We start from the raw sequence: 19,010 nt of genomic DNA, 5'->3' as shown, positions 1-19,010 counted from the left end.
TTCGACTCCATCAGGCTACATAACTGGGCAAAACAATCAATTGGACGGTGGCGCCCAAAAAGACGCGGCCGGCGGGGAGTTCTAATGAAATATGATGAGGTTGTGCAGGGACGGCGCCTGAACCTGTCGGAAATGTAAACCGGACATGAACGGGCGTTTAAGCATTCGTCCAGACGTCATGTGCACACTTGCTCCCATGCTGACTGTGGAGGCTTGGCATGCGCATTTGGCTCATGACGGCGACGCCGTCCGATCGGATACCCGAGACTCTTTTGATACGCGGCGTCAACGACCGTGGCGAGCGTATTGCGTCTCATCTCTCCATCGCCCTGTCTGCAGAACTGAGACAGCTGATCGCGCGTTTGTCGCGGGACGCGGATCTGCCCCTCTGGCAGCAAGAAATCGTAATCGCCCTTCGCTACACGGCGGAAGAATCGCGGCCTCTCTATCGGCGAACCGGCGACGGTTTGCAGCCCGCACTCGATGCCGGCGGAAATCCCGTCTGTGAGAACGTGCTCAATGTCAGCGCGATCTGGCCGATCTTCGACCTCGACGTTCATCGCGCCTGCGCCCATAGCGCCGTGAACTGCGAAGAGCTCGAGGCGCGCGGCTAACGCCCCTTAAACGGCAAATTCCCGGCGCACAGCGGCGACCATTTCCGCCACGGTGCTCTCGATCAGTGTCCTGCCCTTTTCGGCCGAGGCCGCGCGCGCGGGTGCCAGCACGCCGGATGACGGTACGCCGCGGCCGTCCTGCGGATAAACGTCATGTCCGGGAAACTCTCCCAGAGCATCCTCGGGAATCGCATCGAGGTCCACGAGTTGCGGCTGCAAGGCGAGCATCATGGATGTTTCGAGAAGCGCGGCATGCTCCAGATCGACGCCCGGAAAGTCGCCGTCGAACATGCTCTCAAGCACATCCTGCGGCGTGTAGTTCCAATACTCGCAGCGCAGGATCTTCATCTGTCCCTGCATCGGCGCGAGGTCTCGCAAGGCAAGGTCGATTCCTTCCGTCAGGAACCACTGGTTTTCCACATGACCGTTGACGACAACGACGCGGCGCGCGCCATGCCGCGCCAGTTCGCGCAGAATATCGCGCAGCGTCGCCGTCAGCGTCGCGCCGTCGAGGCTGGTCGTGCCCGGGAAAAGCTGTCCGCCGCCGCTGCGCGCCTGCGACTTGTAGCCATAGCGCAAGGCCGGAAGCTGCAGACCGTCCAGCCCATCGGCCACCCGCGCCGCCATCGCCTCGGAGAGAATGGCATCGCAGCCCATGGGCAGATGCGGCCCATGCTGCTCAAGCGCGCCGACCGGCAGGAAGATGATCGGATTGTCCTTCAGGCGATCCCGATAGGCCGTCCAGGACATGAGGTCGATCCGCCGATGGGCATATTCCGCGTCGAACATTCGAAACCTCACTTTCAGCGCATCACCGCGCCGCCATTGGGACTGAGGACATCGCCGCAGTAATAGCTCGCGCGCGACGAGGCCAGAAAGAGAATGCTCTCGGCAATCTCGCGAGGGTCCGCGTAGCGCCCGAGAGGGATTTCATCGACATCCTCTTTGTGGCCGGGTGCTTGCGCTTCCTTTTCAAGCAGGGGCGTGCGTGTCGGGCCGGGCGCCACGGCATTGACCCTGATCGACGGTGCGAACTCGCGCGCCAGAGAGCGCGTCAGGCTGATGACGCCGCCCTTTGCCGCCGTATAGGACGCGAAATGCGCGCGACCGCTCAAGGCAAGTTCCGATGCGATGTTGACGATCGCTCCGCCTTGCGCCCACATATGCGGGATCGCCGCCCGGCAGCAGAGAAAGACGGATTTGAGATCGGTATCGATGATCGCATCCCAGTCTTCCTCGGTGGTTTCAAGAAAGGGCTTCACCTGTGAAATGCCGGCATTGTTGACGAGCACATCGAGCCTGCCGGTCTCTTTCGCCAATCCGTCGATCATGTGCATGACGGCATGGGCATCGCGAACATCGGCTTCGCATTCGACCAGCTTTCCCGGCGCGTCGCGCAATGCGTCCGCCATATCGGCAAACAGCGGCGACTGATCGAGATGATTGACGCCGACCGTTGCCCCTTCCCGAAGGAAGGCTTCCGCCGCCGCCCGGCCGATACCCGTGACGGCGCCCGTCACGAGTACCGTTTTGCCGGCGAATTCCATCGCGGTTCCACTCACGCTCTTTCCTCTCACACGACGGTCAGGAAGGAGACGCCATGCACGCCCAGAAAGCCGTCGGCGCGATGGGAGCCTTCGCCGATCGAGCCTGCGTCGAACGCTTCGATGCGCCTGGTGCGGTTGGCATGGAACGACCGCCACAACTCGCTATAGGGCAGCACCTGCGGGGCGTCCGCCGGATAGGTTTGACGATGCACCTCCGGCAGCTTGTACCAGGGGATGGTGGGGCCGTCGTGATGCACCGAGTGATAGCCGAAATTCAGATTGAGCAGGTTGAGCCAGGGATGGCGCACGGAAATGAGGTTCGAGTAAGTGTGGTGCAGGTCGTAGTCGTCACCACCGCGCCCCTCGCGCGAGACCTTTTCATTCGCATCGCCGACGAGAAAGAACTCGTAGTCATGCGCATAGGCATCGGCGATGAAAAGTTCCGTGAGGAAAATCATATAGGCGACCGCGTAGCCGAGCAGCGCCCAGGGGCTCAGCATGAAAAGGAAGACGAAGAACGCACCGCGCGTGAGCCCCACGAAGAGCACACGAAGCCGCTCGGAGGCGAATTCCTTCTTGATGAAAGGCCGCGCCACCACCTGATAATGCATGATGAGTTCGACTGCCGGGACGTAGCACCACTCCAGCGCATAGACGAGGCGGCGTAGCCAGCCCGGCGCCGTCTTCAGAAAGACGCGCGGATCGAAATGAGCCAGGTCCGCCTTGTCGACATGATGGCGCATATGCATGCGCACGATACGGCTGATGGGCGCATAGGCCCCGCCGCAGAACCATGAAAGCATTTCGGCGACGACGAGCGTGAGTTTGCGGCTCCTGAATATCGCCATGTGAGCGAGATCGTGGATCAGATAGGCCGCGACGATCAGCGAATGGGCGACAAGCAGCGTGCCCGCGATCCACGCGATCGGATTGGCGAGCGCCAGCAGCGCGATGCCGGAGACATGCGCGACGGCGACATAGGAAAAGGCAAGCGTATTCGGGATCGCGCCATCGCTGTGACGCCAGAAAGTGGACTGTGATGACATGACCGGGCTCCTCATGACGGGAAAGGCAACGCCCGGACGATACGAAACTATCTCTAAAACTACAACTATTTTTACCTGTTTTTTTATTGCCGGTTTTGTGTGCATATAGACGAAAATATCGGCAGGGAAAAATATGAAGAAATCTGCGAATTCAGCCGAACGTCATCAGCGCCGCCACAAATTCGTCCAGGCGCTGAACACCATGGACGGGACATGGGTCCGCTTCCTGCAGGACAAGGACATCCTGGATATCAACTACTCGGATCTCTATACCGGCCTCTGGGCGGCGGAAGCTCCCTTGCGCAAACAGGAAGCCCTGCTCCTCATGCGCCATCTCAGCCCGCAGACGGCCAAGAAATATCTCGACAACGCCATTGCCAAGGGGCTCCTCGTCGAACTGCCGGATCCAAGCGACGGGCGCGCCAAGCTGATCGCCCTCTCACCGGACCTCAAGGCCCGGCTCGAGGATTTCTTCGACAATGCGATCGAAATCTTTCGTAAGGCGCTGATGTGAGAGGGGCTGGCCGAATGAGATGACGTCACACGGGAGTGTCATTCCCGGGCGGGGACACCTCATCGGCGATCGCGAGACCGGGTCGTTGAAGCAGAACGCCGCCTCCGTGCCCGCCATCTGGCGGATGGGCGCGTGGTCTGCATTGCAGTCGCAGACCACCGAGGTCGCCCCCTAAGTAATCGTCGCCACCGTGTTGGACGACGCCAGCCCATCGTCCGATCGTTCGTTGCCGGCTGGCATAAGGAAGCCGGATCTACAGGACAGCCGGATGCCAGCCACAATTTATGCTAGGCAACTTCACAAGTGGGCGGCTCTGACGAGACATAGTCCACACCGAAAACAGAAGTCATCCTTCTTTTCAGCGCCAAGAATTTTTCGCAGGCCTCTCCGGAAAGACTAGAGCCGTGATATACATACGAAATCATCGCGGATATCATGCCGTCGTCTCTCTTCAAGATATTCATTGTCATATCGTCATCGAATTCACTTTTGTAAGAACTCACTATAGTTAAAATATTTCTGCTCCCCCGAAGAACCAATCCGTCGTTTTTTTTATCGTATCTCGTGAAGCCCATGCCGATTATTTCTTCATCTAGTTTTCTTACAATATTCTTTTTTAAGTCTGCACTCATACTCACCAGCACCTCACCGCGGGCACATAAATTTGGTCCGCAGCCACCAAGCAGGACTACAGCAAAAACAATAGCCAAGTTCGGTATATTCATCCTTCTTCTGCGCATGAGTTTTCACACCCAATCTTGGAACTATCGAAAAACATTTGCACTCTGGGACATGAATGCCGTTTCCGGCCCGCCACGCCCTTGTACCGAGTCATTACGTGAGGGTTTGCAGCTCTAATTGACAAATCCTATATCGCAAACTTTTTGGGATGAAATCCGAACACGCTCCTGCCCAAACTCTTTTCGCAACGCATGCAGTAATCGCTCATAAAGATGACAGGTTTGAAGAGAAAATCCTCTGTTTCCTTCATAGAGGACGATCTCAAATCCAGCATGCTTTTGCTTATAAAGCACCAATCCAACTACCGGAGATGACTCAGACAATGCGTAACCGTCAACAATCCATGTTTTTTTGTCAGTTACAGGCGGCACACTCCCCTTTCCTATTTGGGTTTTTTGTTTGGATAAAACCCCAATGCTCTAATGAGCTCATTTATATTTTTACTTTCTAAATCTTGCCTTTCATGATCAGGGGTAATTTCTATTGTAGCGCCAGAATATATGTTCGGCGCGCAGGCCATAACTGCACAAAAAAGAATTGCCTGAGCCAGTTTTGGAATCAGCAGCAAGTTTCTTCGGGAGGCCCCTAGACCAATCATCGCCACACCTGCATTCCATCGGATACGAATGCCGTTTCCGACCTGCCACTCCTTTGTACCGAGTCATAGAGGGCACCGTATGACACGACCGCTGCGGGCAACATTGTCGTAACACATATGTCGGATTCACAGCCGTTTCCCATGTCCGCCCAGACGTCGTGTATGTATGAAATTGCATTCATGCCAGGGACATAGCCGTCCATAAACCTACTACAAGTCCCCGGAATGACGGAGAGTTTGCGGAGAGGTCCGGAGGTCTTCGTTTTGCTGGGGAAGGACTGGTGGTGTCGGCAGTCGATAGACCTGTTGCCTTTGCTCAATTCCCTGTATTTCGAGAAAAATACAGGGAATTTCGCCCGTATCTGCGTCCTGAACGCCAAACGCCACCGAAATAACCCCGCAAACTCCGGAACTTAGTGTCAATTTCCCCGCAAGCCAGAGCAGGGAAATCTAATCGGCATAACAGGGAATTTTCGCGAGGGAACAGGAACTAGTCCGGCCCGCCAAAGGACGCGGCTCAAGCACATCAACTGTCAAAATCAGATGCGATTCTTGGCTTGGCGATTGGAACTTTCCAACGAGGCCGACCGCACGGGACTCCTTCCATCAATCTGTGCACGACCTGGAAGGCGCAGGAACAAAACGCGCCTTCACTCCTCGCCGAGAAGCTCTTCGCCCTCCCCGATCGCCTCCACCAGGGCCACGAGTTCGGTCTGTAGCGCCGCAAGCCGGGACGGACCGAACCGTTCGGCATATTGGTCCAGGACAACCCGGGTTCGCTTGGCCGTCCGGTCGACAATCGCACGGCCCTGTGGAGATATCTTGATGATAGATCGGCGCCCGTCGGCGGGGTTGGTAAACCGCTCGACCAGACCGCGCGCCACGAGGTCGCGCAAGATACGTGTCACGGTAGGGGCGTACAGCAGAGCGGCGCGTGCCAGGGTGGAGGCATCGACCGGCCCCTGATCGACCAGGACGCGAAGAACCCGCCACTGTTGGTCGGTCAGTCCGACCTCCCGCAACATCGGACGGATTGGGCCCATGACAGCCTCACGCGCTGCCAGCAGGGTTCCCGCGAGGGATTGTCGATAGGGCGGAAGGTAGCGCTTGTCATCGGTCATGGCGGATAAGATGCACCGGTGCACCGTATTTGACAAGTTATCATGATAAGTATATATATGCGCCTGTAGGGAGTGACCAGCATGATCAGCGGCATTGCATATGGCGTGGTTCTCAATGACGAGCGGCAGCTCCGGGAGCTGGGCAGCCGGCTGAATGACGCCCCCTACCTTGGCGCGCCCCAGGCTCCTGTGATGTTCATCAAGCCGCGCACCTGCTTTCGCTTCCACGGCGCAGCCATTCCCATGCCGGACGAGCTCGAACGCGTGGAGGCCGCCGCCACCCTGGGCTTGCTCTTCGAGCGGGACGTCACGAAGGCCCAGCCAGCCAATGCTCTGTCGGGCGTGGCGGCTGCATGCCTGGCCATCGAGGTCTGCGAGCCGCATGACGCATTCCACAGACCTGCGATCCGGCAGCGATGTCGCGACGGCTTCCTGCCGCTGGGTGCCTTCACAGCGTTCGAACCAGCATTCGCGACCGCAGATATTCACACAGTAATCGACGGCAGGCGCCGACACACATGGTCCCTCTCCGACCTGGCACGCCCCGTCCCCGACCTCGTGGCAGCCATCACGGAGTTCATGACACTGCGCGCCGGCGATCTGCTCATGGTCGGGCTGCCGGGCGACGCGCCAACGGTAGAAGCGGGCGAACGGATCGAGGTGACAGCTCAAGGTCTTCCGGCTTTGGCGACCGTTGTTCAACGCGGCTCCATCCAATGAAGCGCGCGAGGATCGCCTGGCAAGGCCGCGCGGTCTGGGCCGATCTGGTCGATGACGACCAGTGGCTCCGGCTGGCTAATGGAGAACGCGTGGACGCGACGCATGCCCACTGGCTACCCCCGGTGACGCCAGGCGCGACGATCTTCGCGCTGGGGCTGAACTACGCCGACCACAGCGCCGAGCTCGGCTTCGCACCGCCGAGCAGCCCCCTTGTTTTCCTGAAAGGTCACGCGACATTTGTGGGGCATGGCGGAACCGCACGCTGTCCAGTCGACGCCCGCCAAATGCATCCGGAATGCGAACTCGTGGCGGTGATAGGGGCGCCCGCCCGCAAGGTTCGAAGCGAGCATGCGATGGATTACGTGGCCGGCTACACGGTCGCCTGCGACTACGCCATTCGCGAGTATCTGGAGAACTACTATCGGCCAAATCTTCGGGTGAAGAACCGCGACGGCTGTACGCCCATCGGGCCATGGATCGTCGATGCCGCCGAGGTGGGCGATCCCCAGGCCCTGGCCTTGTCGACCCACGTCAATGGCGCCCTCGTGCAGGCCGGTCGCTCACACGACATGGTGTTCGGCGTCTCGGCGCTCATCGAGTACCTGTCCGACTTCATGACCCTCATGCCGGGAGACATGATCCTCACCGGCACGCCTCACGGCGTGGCCTTTGTAAAACCCGGCGACCGGGTCATCTGTGAAATCGAAGGCATCGGGGCGCTTGCCCACGACGTGGAGGTAGACCGATGAGCCTCTACCAACTGAGCAAGTTGCTCTATCAGCTCAACCGCGACGACAGCCTGCAGGCGAGGTTCAAGGTCGACCCGGCCGGCGCTACGGAGGGTTATGACCTCACCGCAGAGGAGCGCCGCGCCGTGCTCGATTCCGACATCGGACTTCTCTATGTGCTGGGGGTCAACGGCCAAATCCTTATGCACTTCGCCGCACTCTGCGGCGTGGAATGGTCCGACTACCTGCAGCGGATGCGGGACGGGGTGAAGCGACACGGTCCCGTCCGGGCCGGTATCTATACGATGACGACATCGCCAGATGAAAAGGTAGTGGAATGAGCCTCGTCTTCGCGGGTGTCTGCAGCCATGCGCCAGGTATCACGGGCCGCGATGAACGCGCCCCAACCGACCTGCGCGACGGCCTTTACGCGGCGTTCGGGGACATGCAGCAGCGCCTTCACGCCGCGCGTCCGGATGCCCTCATCGTCGTGGCCGCGGAGCATTTCGCAAACTTCTTCATGGACAACATGCCCGCCTACGCCATGGGCATGGCGGAAACCTATTGCGGCCCGATTGAAGATCTGGACTGGCTGCGCATTTCCAGGCGCGTCGTCCGGGGGGCACCGGACCTCTCTCGTCGCCTGGTGACCGAAATTCTGGAAACCGTCGACATCGCCTATGCCGAAGAATGGCGCTTCGACCACGGCATTATGGTGCCGCTGCATTTTCTCGATCCCGACAACGCGCTGCGGATCATCCCGGCCAACATCAACTGTCAGGGTCCTCCCCTGACGCCGCTTTCGCGCGCCTGGGCGTTCGGCGAGGCGTTGCGCCGGGCCGCCGACGCCGTACCGGAGCGCATCGCCCTGGTCTGTACCGGCGGAATATCGCACTGGCCGGCTACGCCCGACAGCGGGCGCATCAACGAGGTTTGGGACCGCGAATTTCTGGCCCGCTGGACACGCAACGATCGGGCGGGGCTGCTCGGCTACACGGACGCGGAAACTTATGCCGAGGCCGGACAGGGTGGGTTCGAGATCCGCACCTTCATCGCCGCCGCCGCCGCCGCTCGGGGGACCGGAACCGTCCACTACTATCAGCCGATCCCGATTTTCGCCGTCGGCTGCACCGTTGCCACCATGGAGATCGTGTGATGGCCCATGTCGTCGTTGAATGGACGGACAATCTCGAGGGTCAGGCGGACATCCACGGACTTCTGGCGCTCATCGCCACCACGATGCGGGAGGGCGAGATGTTCCCCTGGGGCGGAATCCGGGTCCGGGCGCTAAAGCTCACCGACTATGTCGTGGCCGACGGGCGTGCCGACGACGCCTTTGTCCATATCACCGTGACCATGGGGCCCGGCCGCACGGCGGAAGCCAAGCAACGCTTCTTCAGCGACCTCTTCGAGCGGGTGAAGAGACACTTCGCGCATCTGTATGAAACCCGCTACCTCGCACTCTCACTCTATGTGGAAGAAGCCGACGAACAGGTCAGCTTCAAACACAACAATATCCATGCCCGTTTCCGGAGCGCGCCCTGATGGCACTCGACCCCGCCCTCATTACAGACCTGGCAAGACGGCTGGACGCGGCCGAACGCGCGGGCGTTCAGCTGGATCTGTTCTCCCTTGCCCATCCAGAGATGACAATTGAAGACGGCTATGCCGTGCAGAGCGCCTGGGTGGCAGCCAAACAGGATGCCGGCCGCACGATCATCGGTCACAAGATCGGATTAACGAGCCGCGCGATGCAGCGCAGCTCGAACATCACCGAACCGGACTACGGCGTCCTGCTCGACGACATGCTGTTTGAAAACGGACAGGACATCCCCTTCGGACGCTTCATCGAGCCCCGCGTCGAGGTAGAACTCGCCTTCATCCTCAAGAGGGCGCTGAAAGGTCCGAACTGCACCATCTTCGATGTCCTCGATGCCACCGATTATGTCACACCGGCGGTTGAGATCATCGACGCGCGGGTCCGCCGGGTGGACCCCGCCAGCGGCGTCACTCGGAAAGTATTCGACACCATTTCGGACAACGCCGCCAATGCCGGTCTGGTGCTGGGTGGACGCCCGATGAGACCGGACGCCATCGACCTGCGCTGGGTAAGCGCACTCCTTCATCGCAATGGTGTCATCGAGGACTCAGGCGTGGCTGCTGCGGTGCTGGGCCATCCGGCCCATGGCCCCGCCTGGCTCGCCAACAAACTCGCCACGCATGACACGGCCCTGGAACCGGGCGAGATCATCCTGGCGGGCAGTTTCACGGCGCCGCTGTTCGCCCAGGCCGGCGACACATTCCACGTGGATTACGGCCCCATGGGGTCCATCTCGGTGCGCTTCATATGAACCCGATGATCGCAGCCCTTTCTCAGGGCCGACCCCTGATCGGCCTGTGGCAGGCTCTGGCGAACGCCTATACGGCCGAGATATGCGCCTCGGCGGGCTATGACTGGTTGCTGTTCGATGGCGAGCACGCGCCCAACACCCTGCAAACTCTCCTCGCGCAATTGCAGGCGGTGTCGGCGGCTCCCGTCGAGGCAGTCGCCCGGCCACCGGTCGGCGAGCCGACGGTCATCAAGCAATATCTCGACCTGGGTTTCCGTACCCTGCTGATCCCCATGATGGAGAGCGCCGAACAGGCTGCCGGCATGGTGGCGGCAACACGCTACCCACCGACCGGTATACGCGGGGTGGCCGGTTCGACCAGCCGTGCCTCGCGGTTTGGAGCGGATACAAAATACCTGAGCACCGCGCACGAGCACCTTGGTTTGATCCTGCAGATCGAGAGCCGTGCAGGTCTCGACGCCATCGAGGAGATTGCGGCGGTCGAAGGGGTCGACGCCTTGTTCATTGGGCCTGGGGATCTAGCAGGTGCGCTCGGACATCTGGGAAATCCACGCCATCCCGATGTGCAGACGGCGATCGACGCGGCGATCGAGCGAACTCTGGCCGTGGGATGTCCGGTCGGGATATTCGCCCTCGATGCGGAGGATGCGCGTCGGCGTTTCGCGCAAGGTGTAACCTTCGCCTCGGTCGGCACCGACATCGGTCTGCTGGCAGGCGGAGCGCGTGCGCTGCGGCGGGCGATGGACTGAGATCGGACAGCCGGGAGCGAACTTGCGACCGGCGTTTAGTTGCGGCGCTTACACGCCCAGGCGCTGGATCTTATGGTCGCCATAGGCGAGCGCGACATTCTTCGTCTCCATGTAGAAGTCGAAGCTCCAATCACCGCCGTTCCATCGATTACCAGCACGTAACCGCAGCCCCTGCGGACTGCGATAAACATGTCAGCGTCGGTCTGGTTTACGGTGGTGTTCGAGCCACGCACTTCGGCGATACCAGAAAAACTATTCTTGAGAATCTCTATCGCAGAGTCGTATTGCTCGCTGTCGCGGACGATCTGTGTAGGGTCGTTCGGCGTTATAGTGGTGGCGGCGCAAACTCGGCCGTAACTGTCACATCATCTGCCATCGGCTCCCCCCTTGCCCTCTTCATCTGTTAATTGCGGCGCACCGCCCGATAACCGACGGGAGGCAGATATTTCCAGAATTCAAAAATGTTCACGTCGTCGGATATGCAATTGCCGAGGTGCTTATTTATGTAACTGAGGTTCTGGTAGCTAAAGCCGGATCCTTTCACCATGATCTCGCCAGTCTTACGGTCGCGGATCACATGCTGATACTCCGTGAGAAAACCACCGGACGTGCCGTCGTAATCTGGTTGCGCACGGATGATTGTGTTCCGCTCCACCTGATATCTAGCGGTAAAGCCCGGGATGCGCTCGGCCACAATGCACCGACCTCCAAGTTGCGCCTTGCGGTCTCTGACGCGATAGCTGAACCCTGCAACGTCGTGCTTCACCAACCAATCAAACGTCTTGCACTGTCTTTCTTCGCGCGGCACCAGCCGATAGCGATATAGCCCCGAATCATCGTGGCGATCGACGGAGTCAGCAAAGTCTCTGGGAAGGGCGTCAGGAGTGTCATTGTACTGCGCCTCAACGAAGTCATAGCCGTAGTCGATGAGATAGCGCAGACATTCGTTGAGACTACACCCCCCCCACCCCTGATCCGTCGCGGGCTGATCCGGTCCATGCAAATAATCAGTCTCAGGCTTCAGCACGAAGCCTTCTACCGAGGGTGGCTGCTGGTAAACATGCACCCCTCCTTCCGTCTTGCAGAGCTCTTCGAGTTCCGGAACGGGTTTGCCTTCCTCTGCGATGGGGAGGACCGCGCGGGCGAGCTGGTAGCTGCTGCAGGAGACGAGAAGCACCGAGACTGGAGCGAGCACAAGGAAGGATGCCACTAGGTGGCGCCCCCATCGCGCCGCCAAGCGCGCTCTTCTATTGATGGAATATCTCATCCCTTCCCCCGGCCTTGCCGCATCCCCACACGGCGCCCTCCTAATCAAGGCTAATTCATGCTGCCCCACACGACACAACCTGTCCAGCCCAATGTGCCGAACCAGTACAATTCTCATGATCGATTCACAAATACTCACTGGTTTACTGGCGTGCATCCAGCCTCTCTATTCCAATATCCTGGTCTTAATCGTGATCATACCCCCAATAAAGACGCCGGGGAAACGGCTGCTCTTGCAGGTGCGAACCTGACCGTCCTTGCACGGAAGTTGCCGCTCGTGCGAGAAGTGATAAAGAGTTCGCGGGCATCCAAATATGAGCTCGCGTTTTTACAGGAGGAGTGTTCTGCTGCTTTGTCTTTAGGCTCACTACTGAAGTCTTGAGTTTTCGATTCATTCGGAAGGAAAATCCAAAACGAGCCGGCGTCGCTGGACACGCTACGCCGCGACATAATTCATTCCTCGTGCCCATTGGCTTTACGGGCCGTGGCACGGTTGAATGGGATCTAGTCCCAGGCGCTGGATCTTATGGTCACCATAGGCGAGCGCGACATTCTTCGTCTCCATGTAGAAGTCGAAGCTCCAATCACCGCCGTCCCGTCCGATACCGCTGGCCTTCATGCCCCCGAATGGGGTCGCAAGGTGGCGAACGTTTTCGCTGTTGACCCAGACCATGCCGACTTCCAGGACGTTGGCGACACGCAGGGCGCGCCCAACGTCCCGGGTCCAGACATATCCGGCCAGCCCGTAGGCGACGTCGTTGGCCTTGGCGACGGCATCGGCCTCATCGTCGAAGGCCATGGCGGTTAGCACGGGGCCGAATATCTCCTCCTGAGCGATCCGCATGCCGGGGTCAGCGTCCACAAAAAGGGTCGGCTGAAGAAAATATCCGTCGCCGGCAATCGCGCCGCCGCCCGCGGCGATGCGAGCGCCACCCTCCCGTCCGATCTGGAGGTAGCTCTGCACCTTGGCGAGGTGACGGGAGTGGATGAGCGGTCCCACTTCGGTCTCGGGGTCAAAGGGATCGCCCACCTTTAGCTTCATCACCCGTTCGGCGACCTTGGCGACGAAGTCATCATAGATCGATCGCTGAACCAGCAGGCGCGAGGAGGAGGTGCAGCGTTGGCCGTTCAGCGAGTAGATCATGAAGATCGCCGCGTCGAGCGCGCGGTCCAGGTCCGCGTCCTCGAACACGACCACGGGGTTCTTCCCGCCCAACTCAAAGTGGACGCGTTTCAGCGTCTCGGCTCCTTGCCGCATGATGGCAGCGCCGGTCGTGGACTCCCCCACGAAGGCGACTGCCTTGATATCGGGGTGTTCGGTGAGGGCCTTGCCCGTCGTCTCTCCCAGCCCATTGACCGCATTGAAGACGCCCGGCGGAACACCGGCTTCGTGCGCGATCTCGATCAGGAGGCGCGCCGAATAGGGTGACCACTCCGCGGGCTTGTGAACCACGGTGCAACCGGCCGCGAGCGCCGGGGCGATCTTCCAGGTGGAGAGCATGAAGGGCGTGTTCCACGGGGTGATCACCGCCACCGGCCCGATAGGCCTGCGATTGGTGTAGTTCAGGTGTTCGGCCGACGGCAGGGCCCGACCGTCGGCAGCGGCGGGCGCCCGGTCGGCGAAGAACCGAAAGTTCTCCGCGCCGCGCAGCGCGGCCTTGGACATGAAGCGCCAGCATTGCCCCGCATCCAGACATTCAACGGCCGCAATCTCGTCCGCCCGCGCCACGATAAGGTCCGCCACCCGGTTGAGGATCGCCCTGCGCTGCTCGCCGGGCGTCGCGGCCCAGGCGGGAAATGCAGCCTTGGCCGCAGCAACTGCGGCATCAAGTTCATCCTGGGTGGCGTCGCAGGCCTGACCCAGGTCGGCCCCCGTCGCCGGTTCGCTCACCGAAAAGACTGGACCGGCGCCGGCGCGCGCCTGGCCGCCGTAGAAGTGCCCCAGCGGCGCACCCAACCTTGCGACGGTTTCCAGGGCGCGGCGGCGATGAGAACTGGACATTCGATATCTCCCGGCGACAAATTTATTTATCATAGTAACTACTTTTTCGGCCGAGTCCAACTTGACGCGATGCCCATTTTCTTTTAAATTTAAGATAAATAGGGAAGCGGAGGATGCCATCATGACGTTCGCGGATGAAAGCGAAGGGCGCGCCCATGGTCGGCCAGCCGCCTCACCCGATGAGGGATTTGCCCTTTGCGGTCCCGGTACGCCGGGCGGGGAGCTGTTGCGGCGCTATTGGCAGCCTGTCGCGATGTCGAAGAACGCGACCAGCCGCCCCCGGCCCGTGAAGCTGCTGGGGGAAGACTTGATCCTGTTCCGCAACGGTGCGGGCGAAGTGGGGCTGCTCTATCCCCGCTGCATGCACCGGGGGACCAATCTGGTCTATGGCAAGGTAGAGCAAACCGGAATCCGTTGCTGCTATCACGGATGGCTGTTCGACCCGCAGGGGCACTGTCTTGAAATNCCCTCGGAGACCGACGAGGACGCCTGCCGATCGGTCCGGCAGCCCTGGTACCCGGTCGTCGAGAAATTCGGGATCATCTTTGCCTATCTCGGTCCGGCCGCGGCTCAACCCGCCTTCCCAACCTTCTCGATCGAGGAGGACCTCGAACCGGGCGAGGAACTGGTGGGCTACTGCAACGATACGGGGGCCAATGGCCCTACGTCCAAGATCGCCGGGCGCACCGACTACAACTGGTGGCAGATGTTCGACAACTTCATGGATCCGTTCCATGTCGTCGTCCTCCACAACCAGATCAACGGCGTACAGTTCAGCGCCAATCTCGGCCTGCGGCCGGACGTCAGGTTCGAATACACCGCGGACGGGGTCATCAGTATCCAGCGGCGCGAGATGCCCGACGGGACCATCCACCAACGGCTCAGCCAGATCATCATGCCGAACATGAACGGCACCGCCGGCGTGACGGACGAAGATCTTGGTCGCGCCCATCTCGGTTGGACCGTGCCCCTGGATGACCATAGCTTCCTGCAGTACGGCCTGGCGCGCCGCTCAGACCTTATCCAGAGCCGGAAGAACTTCGAAGGCATCGGCATGATGCGCGACGACTGGGGTCCCGCCCATGGCCGCCCCCTCAGGGAATGGACCTTCGAGGACCACCAGGATTGGCAAACCGACTATGTGGCCCAGAAGGGACAGGGCGACATCAGCCTCCACAGCGAAGAGCATCTGGTGAGTGCGGACCAGGGCATCGCCATGGCGCGGCGCAAGTTCCGCCAGGAAGCTGCGCGGGTCCTGAAGGGCGAGGCGCCCGTCGGATCAACGGTCGAGACGCCTTACCGAGTTGAGGTTCTGGCCGGTAACGCCCTGCTGGATCCCGACACCGGTCGCTGCCTCGCCGGCTTCGCCAGCCGGACATGAGGCCTCCCGCCACCACGCTCAGTCCNCCGGAGGGATCCCGATGCACGACCCGATGACCCTCCGCGTGACGGCGATTTTTTGGGAAACCGAGACCGTGAAGCGGTTCGAGCTCCGTCCGCTCGATGGGACGCCGCTACCGCCCTTCACCCCCGGCGCCCATGTGGGGGTCGAGCTAGGGCCCAACCTCTTCCGGAGCTATTCGCTCATGAACAGCCCGCGCGAGCGTCACCGTTACGAGATCGGCGTGGCGCTCGACCGGAATAGCCAGGGCGGCTCGCGCTATTGTCACGAGAGGCTGCGTCCCGGGGACCTTCTGAGCGTCTCACCGCCACGCAACACTTTTCCGCTCGCCGCATCGGAGGCGCCGGCGCTGCTGATCGGCGGCGGCATCGGCGTGACGCCCCTGATTTCCATGGCCCACGCGCTCAGTGCGGGTTTCGGTAATTCCCGGACAAGCATTTCAGTAATTCCCGGACACGCGTTTCGGTAAATCCCGGACAGTGATTTCGCTAATTCCCGGACAGTTCCGGGAGGGGTTGGGCAGGGTTGGTCATCGCCTGCGCCGCCACGGCATTCTGCCGGTCTTGAACAAGGCCGGGAGGGAGCATGCCGAGACGGAAGCAAGCGAGGCGCACGAGCGTGCAAGACATTCGAACGATACTGCGACTGACGCATGACCAGGGGCTTTCGGCGCGCGAGGTTGCCGCACGCCTGAAGCTGAGCAAGACGACCGTGGCAACCTACCTGAACCGGGCCCGGGAAGCCGGGCTGNACTGCTGGCCTCTTCCTGCTGGNCGAGATGACGATGCGACGCTGAGGCAAGTTCTGTTCCAGCGTGTCGGGCGNCCGCCCCGGGATCTGAGCGAACCTGATTGGCCGAAGATGNCGGCCGAGATGAAGNGCAAGGGCGTGACCTTGCTGCTGCTCTGGGAGGAGTATCGCGCGGCCCACCCCGACGGCTATGGCTACACCTGGTTCTGCGAACGCTACAGGGAGTTCGAGAACCGGATCAGCCCTCGGTATCGCAACCGCCACGAAGCGGGCGCGGTGATGCAGACCGACTATGCCGGCCATACGATCCCGGTAATCGACCCCGCGACAGGTCAGGAGCGCCGCGCCCAGATCTTTGTCGCGGTGCTTGGCGCATCCAACTACACCTTCGCCTGGGCCAGCCTCAGCCAGAAGCTGCCCGACTGGATTGACGCCCAGGTTCGGGCGTTGCAGTTCTTCCGCGGCGCGCCCAAAGCGATCGTGTGCGATAATCTCAAGGCCGCCGTGGTCAAGCCGCTCTGGTTCGAGCCGTCGGTGACCAGGACCTTCTCCGACATGGCGACACATTACGACACGACCGTGCTGCCCACGCGGCCGCGCAAGCCCCGCGACAAGGGCAAGGTCGAGGGCGCGGTGCTGATCGTGGAGCGCTGGATCCTGGCCCGGCTGCGCAACCGGCAATTCTTTTCCATCGAGGCACTCAACGTGGCCATTGCCGAGTTGCTCGAGGATCTCAATGCCCGGACCATGCGGCGGGTGGGCCGCTCCCGGCAGGAGCTCTTCGAAGAGATCGANCGCGCCGCGCTGAGACCCTTGCCCGACACACCGTTCGAGTACGCGGAATGGAAGCAGGCCAAGGTGCATCCCGACTATCATATCGAGGTGCTCCACAGCTTCTATTCCGTGCCGCACCGCCTGATCGGCCGGCAGGTCGATGTGCGCCTGACACATCGCATGATCGAGATCTTCCACAACAACCAGCAGGTGGCCTTGCATCACCGCCGCGGGCCGCGTGGCGGCCACACCACCATCAAGGAGCACATGCCCAAGGCCCATCAGCGCCATGGTGGCATGACGCCGGAAAGCCTCATTCGCAGGGCAGCCCGGACCGGCTATCACACGGCCGCGCTCGTTGAACGTCTGATGCGCGACAGGCCGCATCCCGAACAGGGATATCGATCGGCCCTCGGCGTCCTCGGCCTGCAACGGCAGTTCGGGGCAGACAGATTGGAAGCTGCCTGTAATCACGCCCTGACGGTCGGAACCATCTCCTATGCCTCGGTGCGCTCCATCCTCGTCACCGGGCTCGACCAGGCCCCGGAACCGCCAGAGCCGATCACCGCGACACCGGTCCACGACAACATCCGTGGCGCCGGCTACTACCAGTAACCCTCAGCACAGAAGGATCAACACATGCTGACACATCCCACCCTCGACCAGATGGCCGCGCTTGGCCTGACAGGCATGGCCGACGCCTGGAAGGCTCTCGCCGGACAGGACCCGGGCCAGGCTCTCGATCGCAATGAATGGCTCGGCCTCATGCTCGACCGGGAAGTCTCGACAAGGGCCGACAAACGCTTCGCCAACAGGCTGCGCAACGCCAGGCTGCGCTTCCCCGACGCCTGTATCGAAGACGTCAACTTCGCCGCAAGCCGCGGCCTCGACCGCCGTCAGATCCTCGCGCTGGCACAGGGCGAGTGGATCAAGGCAAAGGAGCAGATCATCCTCACCGGCCAGACCGGAACGGGTAAAACCTGGCTGGCCTGCGCCTTCGGCCATCAAGCCGCCCGGCTCGACCACTCCGTCCTCTATGTCCGAATGCCGCGGCTCTTCGAGGACATGGCCATGGCCCGCCTCGACGGGCGATTCCCCAAGCTGGTCGACAAGCTGGCCCGCGTCCAGCTCCTCATTCTCGACGACTGGGGGACCCATGGGCTGACCGATCAACAGCGCCTCGACCTCCTCGAACTCTTTGAGGAACGCTATCAGCGGCGATCCACCATCATCACCGCTCAGCTCCCCGTCTCAGCCTGGCATGACATGATCGGTGAACCCACAATCGCGGACGCCATCCTCGACCGGATCGTCCACAATGCTCACCGCGTCGACCTCAAGGGAGACAGCATGCGGCGGCCAGATCAAAACACGAACTTGACCCCCCCCTGAAAACACCGAAACGATGCATACCGAAACATGACTGCAGGAAGATAATCAGCCGTGCCCGGACTGTCCGGGAATTACTGAAACGGCTGTCCGGGATTTAGCGGAATCGCTGTCCGGTAATTCTGAAATCCGCACAAAATACCAGCCCGACTTGGGCGGCATTGAAATCATTTGGTTTTTCGTCGATTTCAATACTGATTCAGAAAAACGGTCTAAAAATGGCTCCCAAATTTATTTGTGCTGGCTTTATGAACGCCTGCCGGTAGCGAAAAAATCGACACCCGCTCAGCGTGGGAGGGTTCACCGCTTTCATGGACTTGATCTTTTCTGATCAGAGCCCAATTCCTGCTTCGACGCGGCCGGTTTCGTAACGGGATCATTTCCGTCACCAGAGCCTTCCGCTCCACAAGCTGTCACCGGACGGACCGCGAAGTCCTCGCTACCGGCCAAATTCTTGAGGTTGATCGCTGCATTCACATCGCGATCATGCTGCGCGCCGCAATTGGCGCAGGTCCATGAGCGGACCGAGAGCGGAAGAGTTTCCGCTTTAGTATTGCATGCCGAGCAGATCTTGCTGGAAGCATAGAATCTGTCGGCGACCATAAGGGCACCACCGAGACGCTCGAGCTTATAGCTCAGCTGGCGGCGAAATTCGTAAAAGCCCATGTCCGAGATGGCGCGGGATAGATGCCTGTTCG

At 60.7% G+C, this 19,010-nt stretch carries 24 protein-coding genes; 14 read left to right on the top strand and 10 right to left on the bottom strand.

What is annotated here, in order from left to right; translation table 11 throughout:
• Positions 1-218: 218 nt before the first annotated feature.
• Complete coding sequence (locus CMI59_RS00890) at positions 219-614, top strand: hypothetical protein (protein WP_293323413.1); 396 nt, start codon at positions 219-221, stop codon at positions 612-614.
• Between the two features lie 6 nt (positions 615-620).
• Here CMI59_RS00890 and CMI59_RS00885 read toward each other — a convergent pair whose 3' ends face one another.
• From CMI59_RS00885 to CMI59_RS00875, 3 genes are read right to left on the bottom strand one after another with little or no spacing between them, the layout of a single operon-like run.
• Positions 621-1,403, bottom strand: a complete 783-nt coding sequence (locus tag CMI59_RS00885) for a creatininase (RefSeq protein ID WP_293323410.1) — start codon at positions 1,401-1,403, stop codon at positions 621-623.
• Positions 1,404-1,417: 14 nt separating this feature from the next.
• Positions 1,418-2,176, bottom strand: coding sequence for an SDR family oxidoreductase (locus CMI59_RS00880; RefSeq protein ID WP_293323407.1), 759 nt, complete (start codon positions 2,174-2,176; stop codon positions 1,418-1,420).
• An 11-nt stretch (positions 2,177-2,187) separates the two neighbouring features.
• A complete protein-coding gene (locus CMI59_RS00875; RefSeq protein WP_293323404.1) occupies positions 2,188-3,207 on the bottom strand; it encodes a fatty acid desaturase in 1,020 nt (339 codons plus the stop codon).
• A 133-nt stretch (positions 3,208-3,340) separates the two neighbouring features.
• On the opposite strand from CMI59_RS00875, the gene CMI59_RS00870 reads away from it, so the two are divergent.
• Positions 3,341-3,721 (top strand): MarR family winged helix-turn-helix transcriptional regulator, encoded by a 381-nt coding sequence (locus CMI59_RS00870; RefSeq protein ID WP_293323401.1) that lies wholly within the window; start codon positions 3,341-3,343, stop codon positions 3,719-3,721.
• 19 nt (positions 3,722-3,740) lie between these two features.
• A complete protein-coding gene (locus CMI59_RS00865; RefSeq protein ID WP_293323398.1) occupies positions 3,741-3,896 on the top strand; it encodes a hypothetical protein in 156 nt (51 codons plus the stop codon).
• 112 nt (positions 3,897-4,008) lie between these two features.
• Here the strand turns inward: CMI59_RS00865 and CMI59_RS00860 are convergent, their stop codons facing one another.
• The 4 genes from CMI59_RS00860 to CMI59_RS00845 form a co-directional block, all read right to left on the bottom strand.
• A complete protein-coding gene (locus CMI59_RS00860; RefSeq protein ID WP_293323395.1) occupies positions 4,009-4,446 on the bottom strand; it encodes a hypothetical protein in 438 nt (145 codons plus the stop codon).
• A 129-nt stretch (positions 4,447-4,575) separates the two neighbouring features.
• Positions 4,576-4,833, bottom strand: a complete 258-nt coding sequence (locus CMI59_RS00855) for a hypothetical protein (protein WP_293323392.1) — start codon at positions 4,831-4,833, stop codon at positions 4,576-4,578.
• Positions 4,834-4,844: 11 nt separating this feature from the next.
• Positions 4,845-5,066 carry a hypothetical protein gene (locus tag CMI59_RS00850; protein WP_293323389.1) on the bottom strand — a complete coding sequence of 74 codons (222 nt, stop codon included), beginning with the start codon at positions 5,064-5,066 and terminating at the stop codon, positions 4,845-4,847.
• A gap of 644 nt (positions 5,067-5,710) precedes the next feature.
• On the bottom strand, positions 5,711-6,181 hold the full coding sequence (locus tag CMI59_RS00845; RefSeq protein ID WP_293323386.1) for a MarR family transcriptional regulator: 471 nt from the start codon (positions 6,179-6,181) through the stop codon (positions 5,711-5,713).
• Between the two features lie 81 nt (positions 6,182-6,262).
• Between CMI59_RS00845 and CMI59_RS00840 the strand changes: the two genes are divergently transcribed.
• Genes CMI59_RS00840 through CMI59_RS00810 form a run of 7 tightly spaced genes read left to right on the top strand, consistent with a single transcriptional unit; the run spans position 6,263 to position 10,729 of the window.
• Positions 6,263-6,901 carry a fumarylacetoacetate hydrolase family protein gene (locus CMI59_RS00840; RefSeq protein WP_293323383.1) on the top strand — a complete coding sequence of 213 codons (639 nt, stop codon included), beginning with the start codon at positions 6,263-6,265 and terminating at the stop codon, positions 6,899-6,901.
• On the top strand, positions 6,898-7,650 hold the full coding sequence (locus CMI59_RS00835) for a fumarylacetoacetate hydrolase family protein (RefSeq protein WP_293323380.1): 753 nt from the start codon (positions 6,898-6,900) through the stop codon (positions 7,648-7,650). Before CMI59_RS00840 ends, CMI59_RS00835 begins: the two co-directional genes overlap by 4 nt.
• Positions 7,647-7,970, top strand: a complete 324-nt coding sequence (locus CMI59_RS00830) for a hypothetical protein (protein WP_293323377.1) — start codon at positions 7,647-7,649, stop codon at positions 7,968-7,970. Before CMI59_RS00835 ends, CMI59_RS00830 begins: the two co-directional genes overlap by 4 nt.
• Positions 7,967-8,785, top strand: a complete 819-nt coding sequence (locus CMI59_RS00825; protein ID WP_293323374.1) for a hypothetical protein — start codon at positions 7,967-7,969, stop codon at positions 8,783-8,785. The genes CMI59_RS00830 and CMI59_RS00825 overlap by 4 nt, the downstream gene beginning before the upstream one ends.
• On the top strand, positions 8,785-9,174 hold the full coding sequence (locus CMI59_RS00820; RefSeq protein ID WP_293323371.1) for a 5-carboxymethyl-2-hydroxymuconate Delta-isomerase: 390 nt from the start codon (positions 8,785-8,787) through the stop codon (positions 9,172-9,174). The genes CMI59_RS00825 and CMI59_RS00820 overlap by 1 nt, the downstream gene beginning before the upstream one ends.
• Positions 9,174-9,980: a 2-oxo-hept-4-ene-1,7-dioate hydratase gene (gene hpaH / locus CMI59_RS00815; RefSeq protein ID WP_293323368.1), complete on the top strand. Its 807-nt coding sequence runs from the start codon at positions 9,174-9,176 to the stop codon at positions 9,978-9,980. Before CMI59_RS00820 ends, hpaH begins: the two co-directional genes overlap by 1 nt.
• On the top strand, positions 9,977-10,729 hold the full coding sequence (locus CMI59_RS00810) for an HpcH/HpaI aldolase/citrate lyase family protein (protein ID WP_293323366.1): 753 nt from the start codon (positions 9,977-9,979) through the stop codon (positions 10,727-10,729). The genes hpaH and CMI59_RS00810 overlap by 4 nt, the downstream gene beginning before the upstream one ends.
• Before the next feature lie 403 nt (positions 10,730-11,132).
• Here CMI59_RS00810 and CMI59_RS00805 read toward each other — a convergent pair whose 3' ends face one another.
• Together CMI59_RS00805 and hpaE are read right to left on the bottom strand one after the other, a co-directional pair.
• Complete coding sequence (locus CMI59_RS00805; RefSeq protein WP_293323363.1) at positions 11,133-11,939, bottom strand: hypothetical protein; 807 nt, start codon at positions 11,937-11,939, stop codon at positions 11,133-11,135.
• A gap of 531 nt (positions 11,940-12,470) precedes the next feature.
• The gene (hpaE, locus tag CMI59_RS00800) at positions 12,471-13,997 is read right to left on the bottom strand and encodes a 5-carboxymethyl-2-hydroxymuconate semialdehyde dehydrogenase (protein ID WP_293323360.1); all 1,527 of its coding nucleotides are present in this window, start codon (positions 13,995-13,997) and stop codon (positions 12,471-12,473) included.
• A 121-nt stretch (positions 13,998-14,118) separates the two neighbouring features.
• Between hpaE and CMI59_RS00795 the strand changes: the two genes are divergently transcribed.
• The 4 genes from CMI59_RS00795 to istB all read left to right on the top strand — a co-directional run bounded on the left by CMI59_RS00795 (position 14,119) and on the right by istB (position 18,315).
• The gene (locus CMI59_RS00795) at positions 14,119-15,378 is read left to right on the top strand and encodes a Rieske 2Fe-2S domain-containing protein (RefSeq protein WP_293323357.1); all 1,260 of its coding nucleotides are present in this window, start codon (positions 14,119-14,121) and stop codon (positions 15,376-15,378) included.
• 40 nt (positions 15,379-15,418) lie between these two features.
• The gene (locus tag CMI59_RS00790; protein WP_293323354.1) at positions 15,419-15,868 is read left to right on the top strand and encodes a ferredoxin reductase; all 450 of its coding nucleotides are present in this window, start codon (positions 15,419-15,421) and stop codon (positions 15,866-15,868) included.
• Positions 15,869-15,984: 116 nt separating this feature from the next.
• Positions 15,985-17,538, top strand: coding sequence for an IS21 family transposase (istA, locus tag CMI59_RS00785; RefSeq protein ID WP_293323351.1), 1,554 nt, complete (start codon positions 15,985-15,987; stop codon positions 17,536-17,538).
• A 24-nt stretch (positions 17,539-17,562) separates the two neighbouring features.
• On the top strand, positions 17,563-18,315 hold the full coding sequence (gene istB, locus CMI59_RS00780) for an IS21-like element helper ATPase IstB (RefSeq protein ID WP_293323348.1): 753 nt from the start codon (positions 17,563-17,565) through the stop codon (positions 18,313-18,315).
• Positions 18,316-18,621: 306 nt separating this feature from the next.
• Here the strand turns inward: istB and CMI59_RS00775 are convergent.
• Positions 18,622-19,010, bottom strand: a 389-nt coding sequence (locus CMI59_RS00775; RefSeq protein WP_293323345.1) for a zinc ribbon domain-containing protein, incomplete at its 5' end; no start/stop codon positions are given.

Origin of the sequence: Parvibaculum sp., assembly GCF_002684405.1 — a bacterium.
GTDB lineage: Bacteria > Pseudomonadota > Alphaproteobacteria > Parvibaculales > Parvibaculaceae > Parvibaculum.
This window is presented reverse-complemented; position numbering and strand designations above follow the sequence as displayed.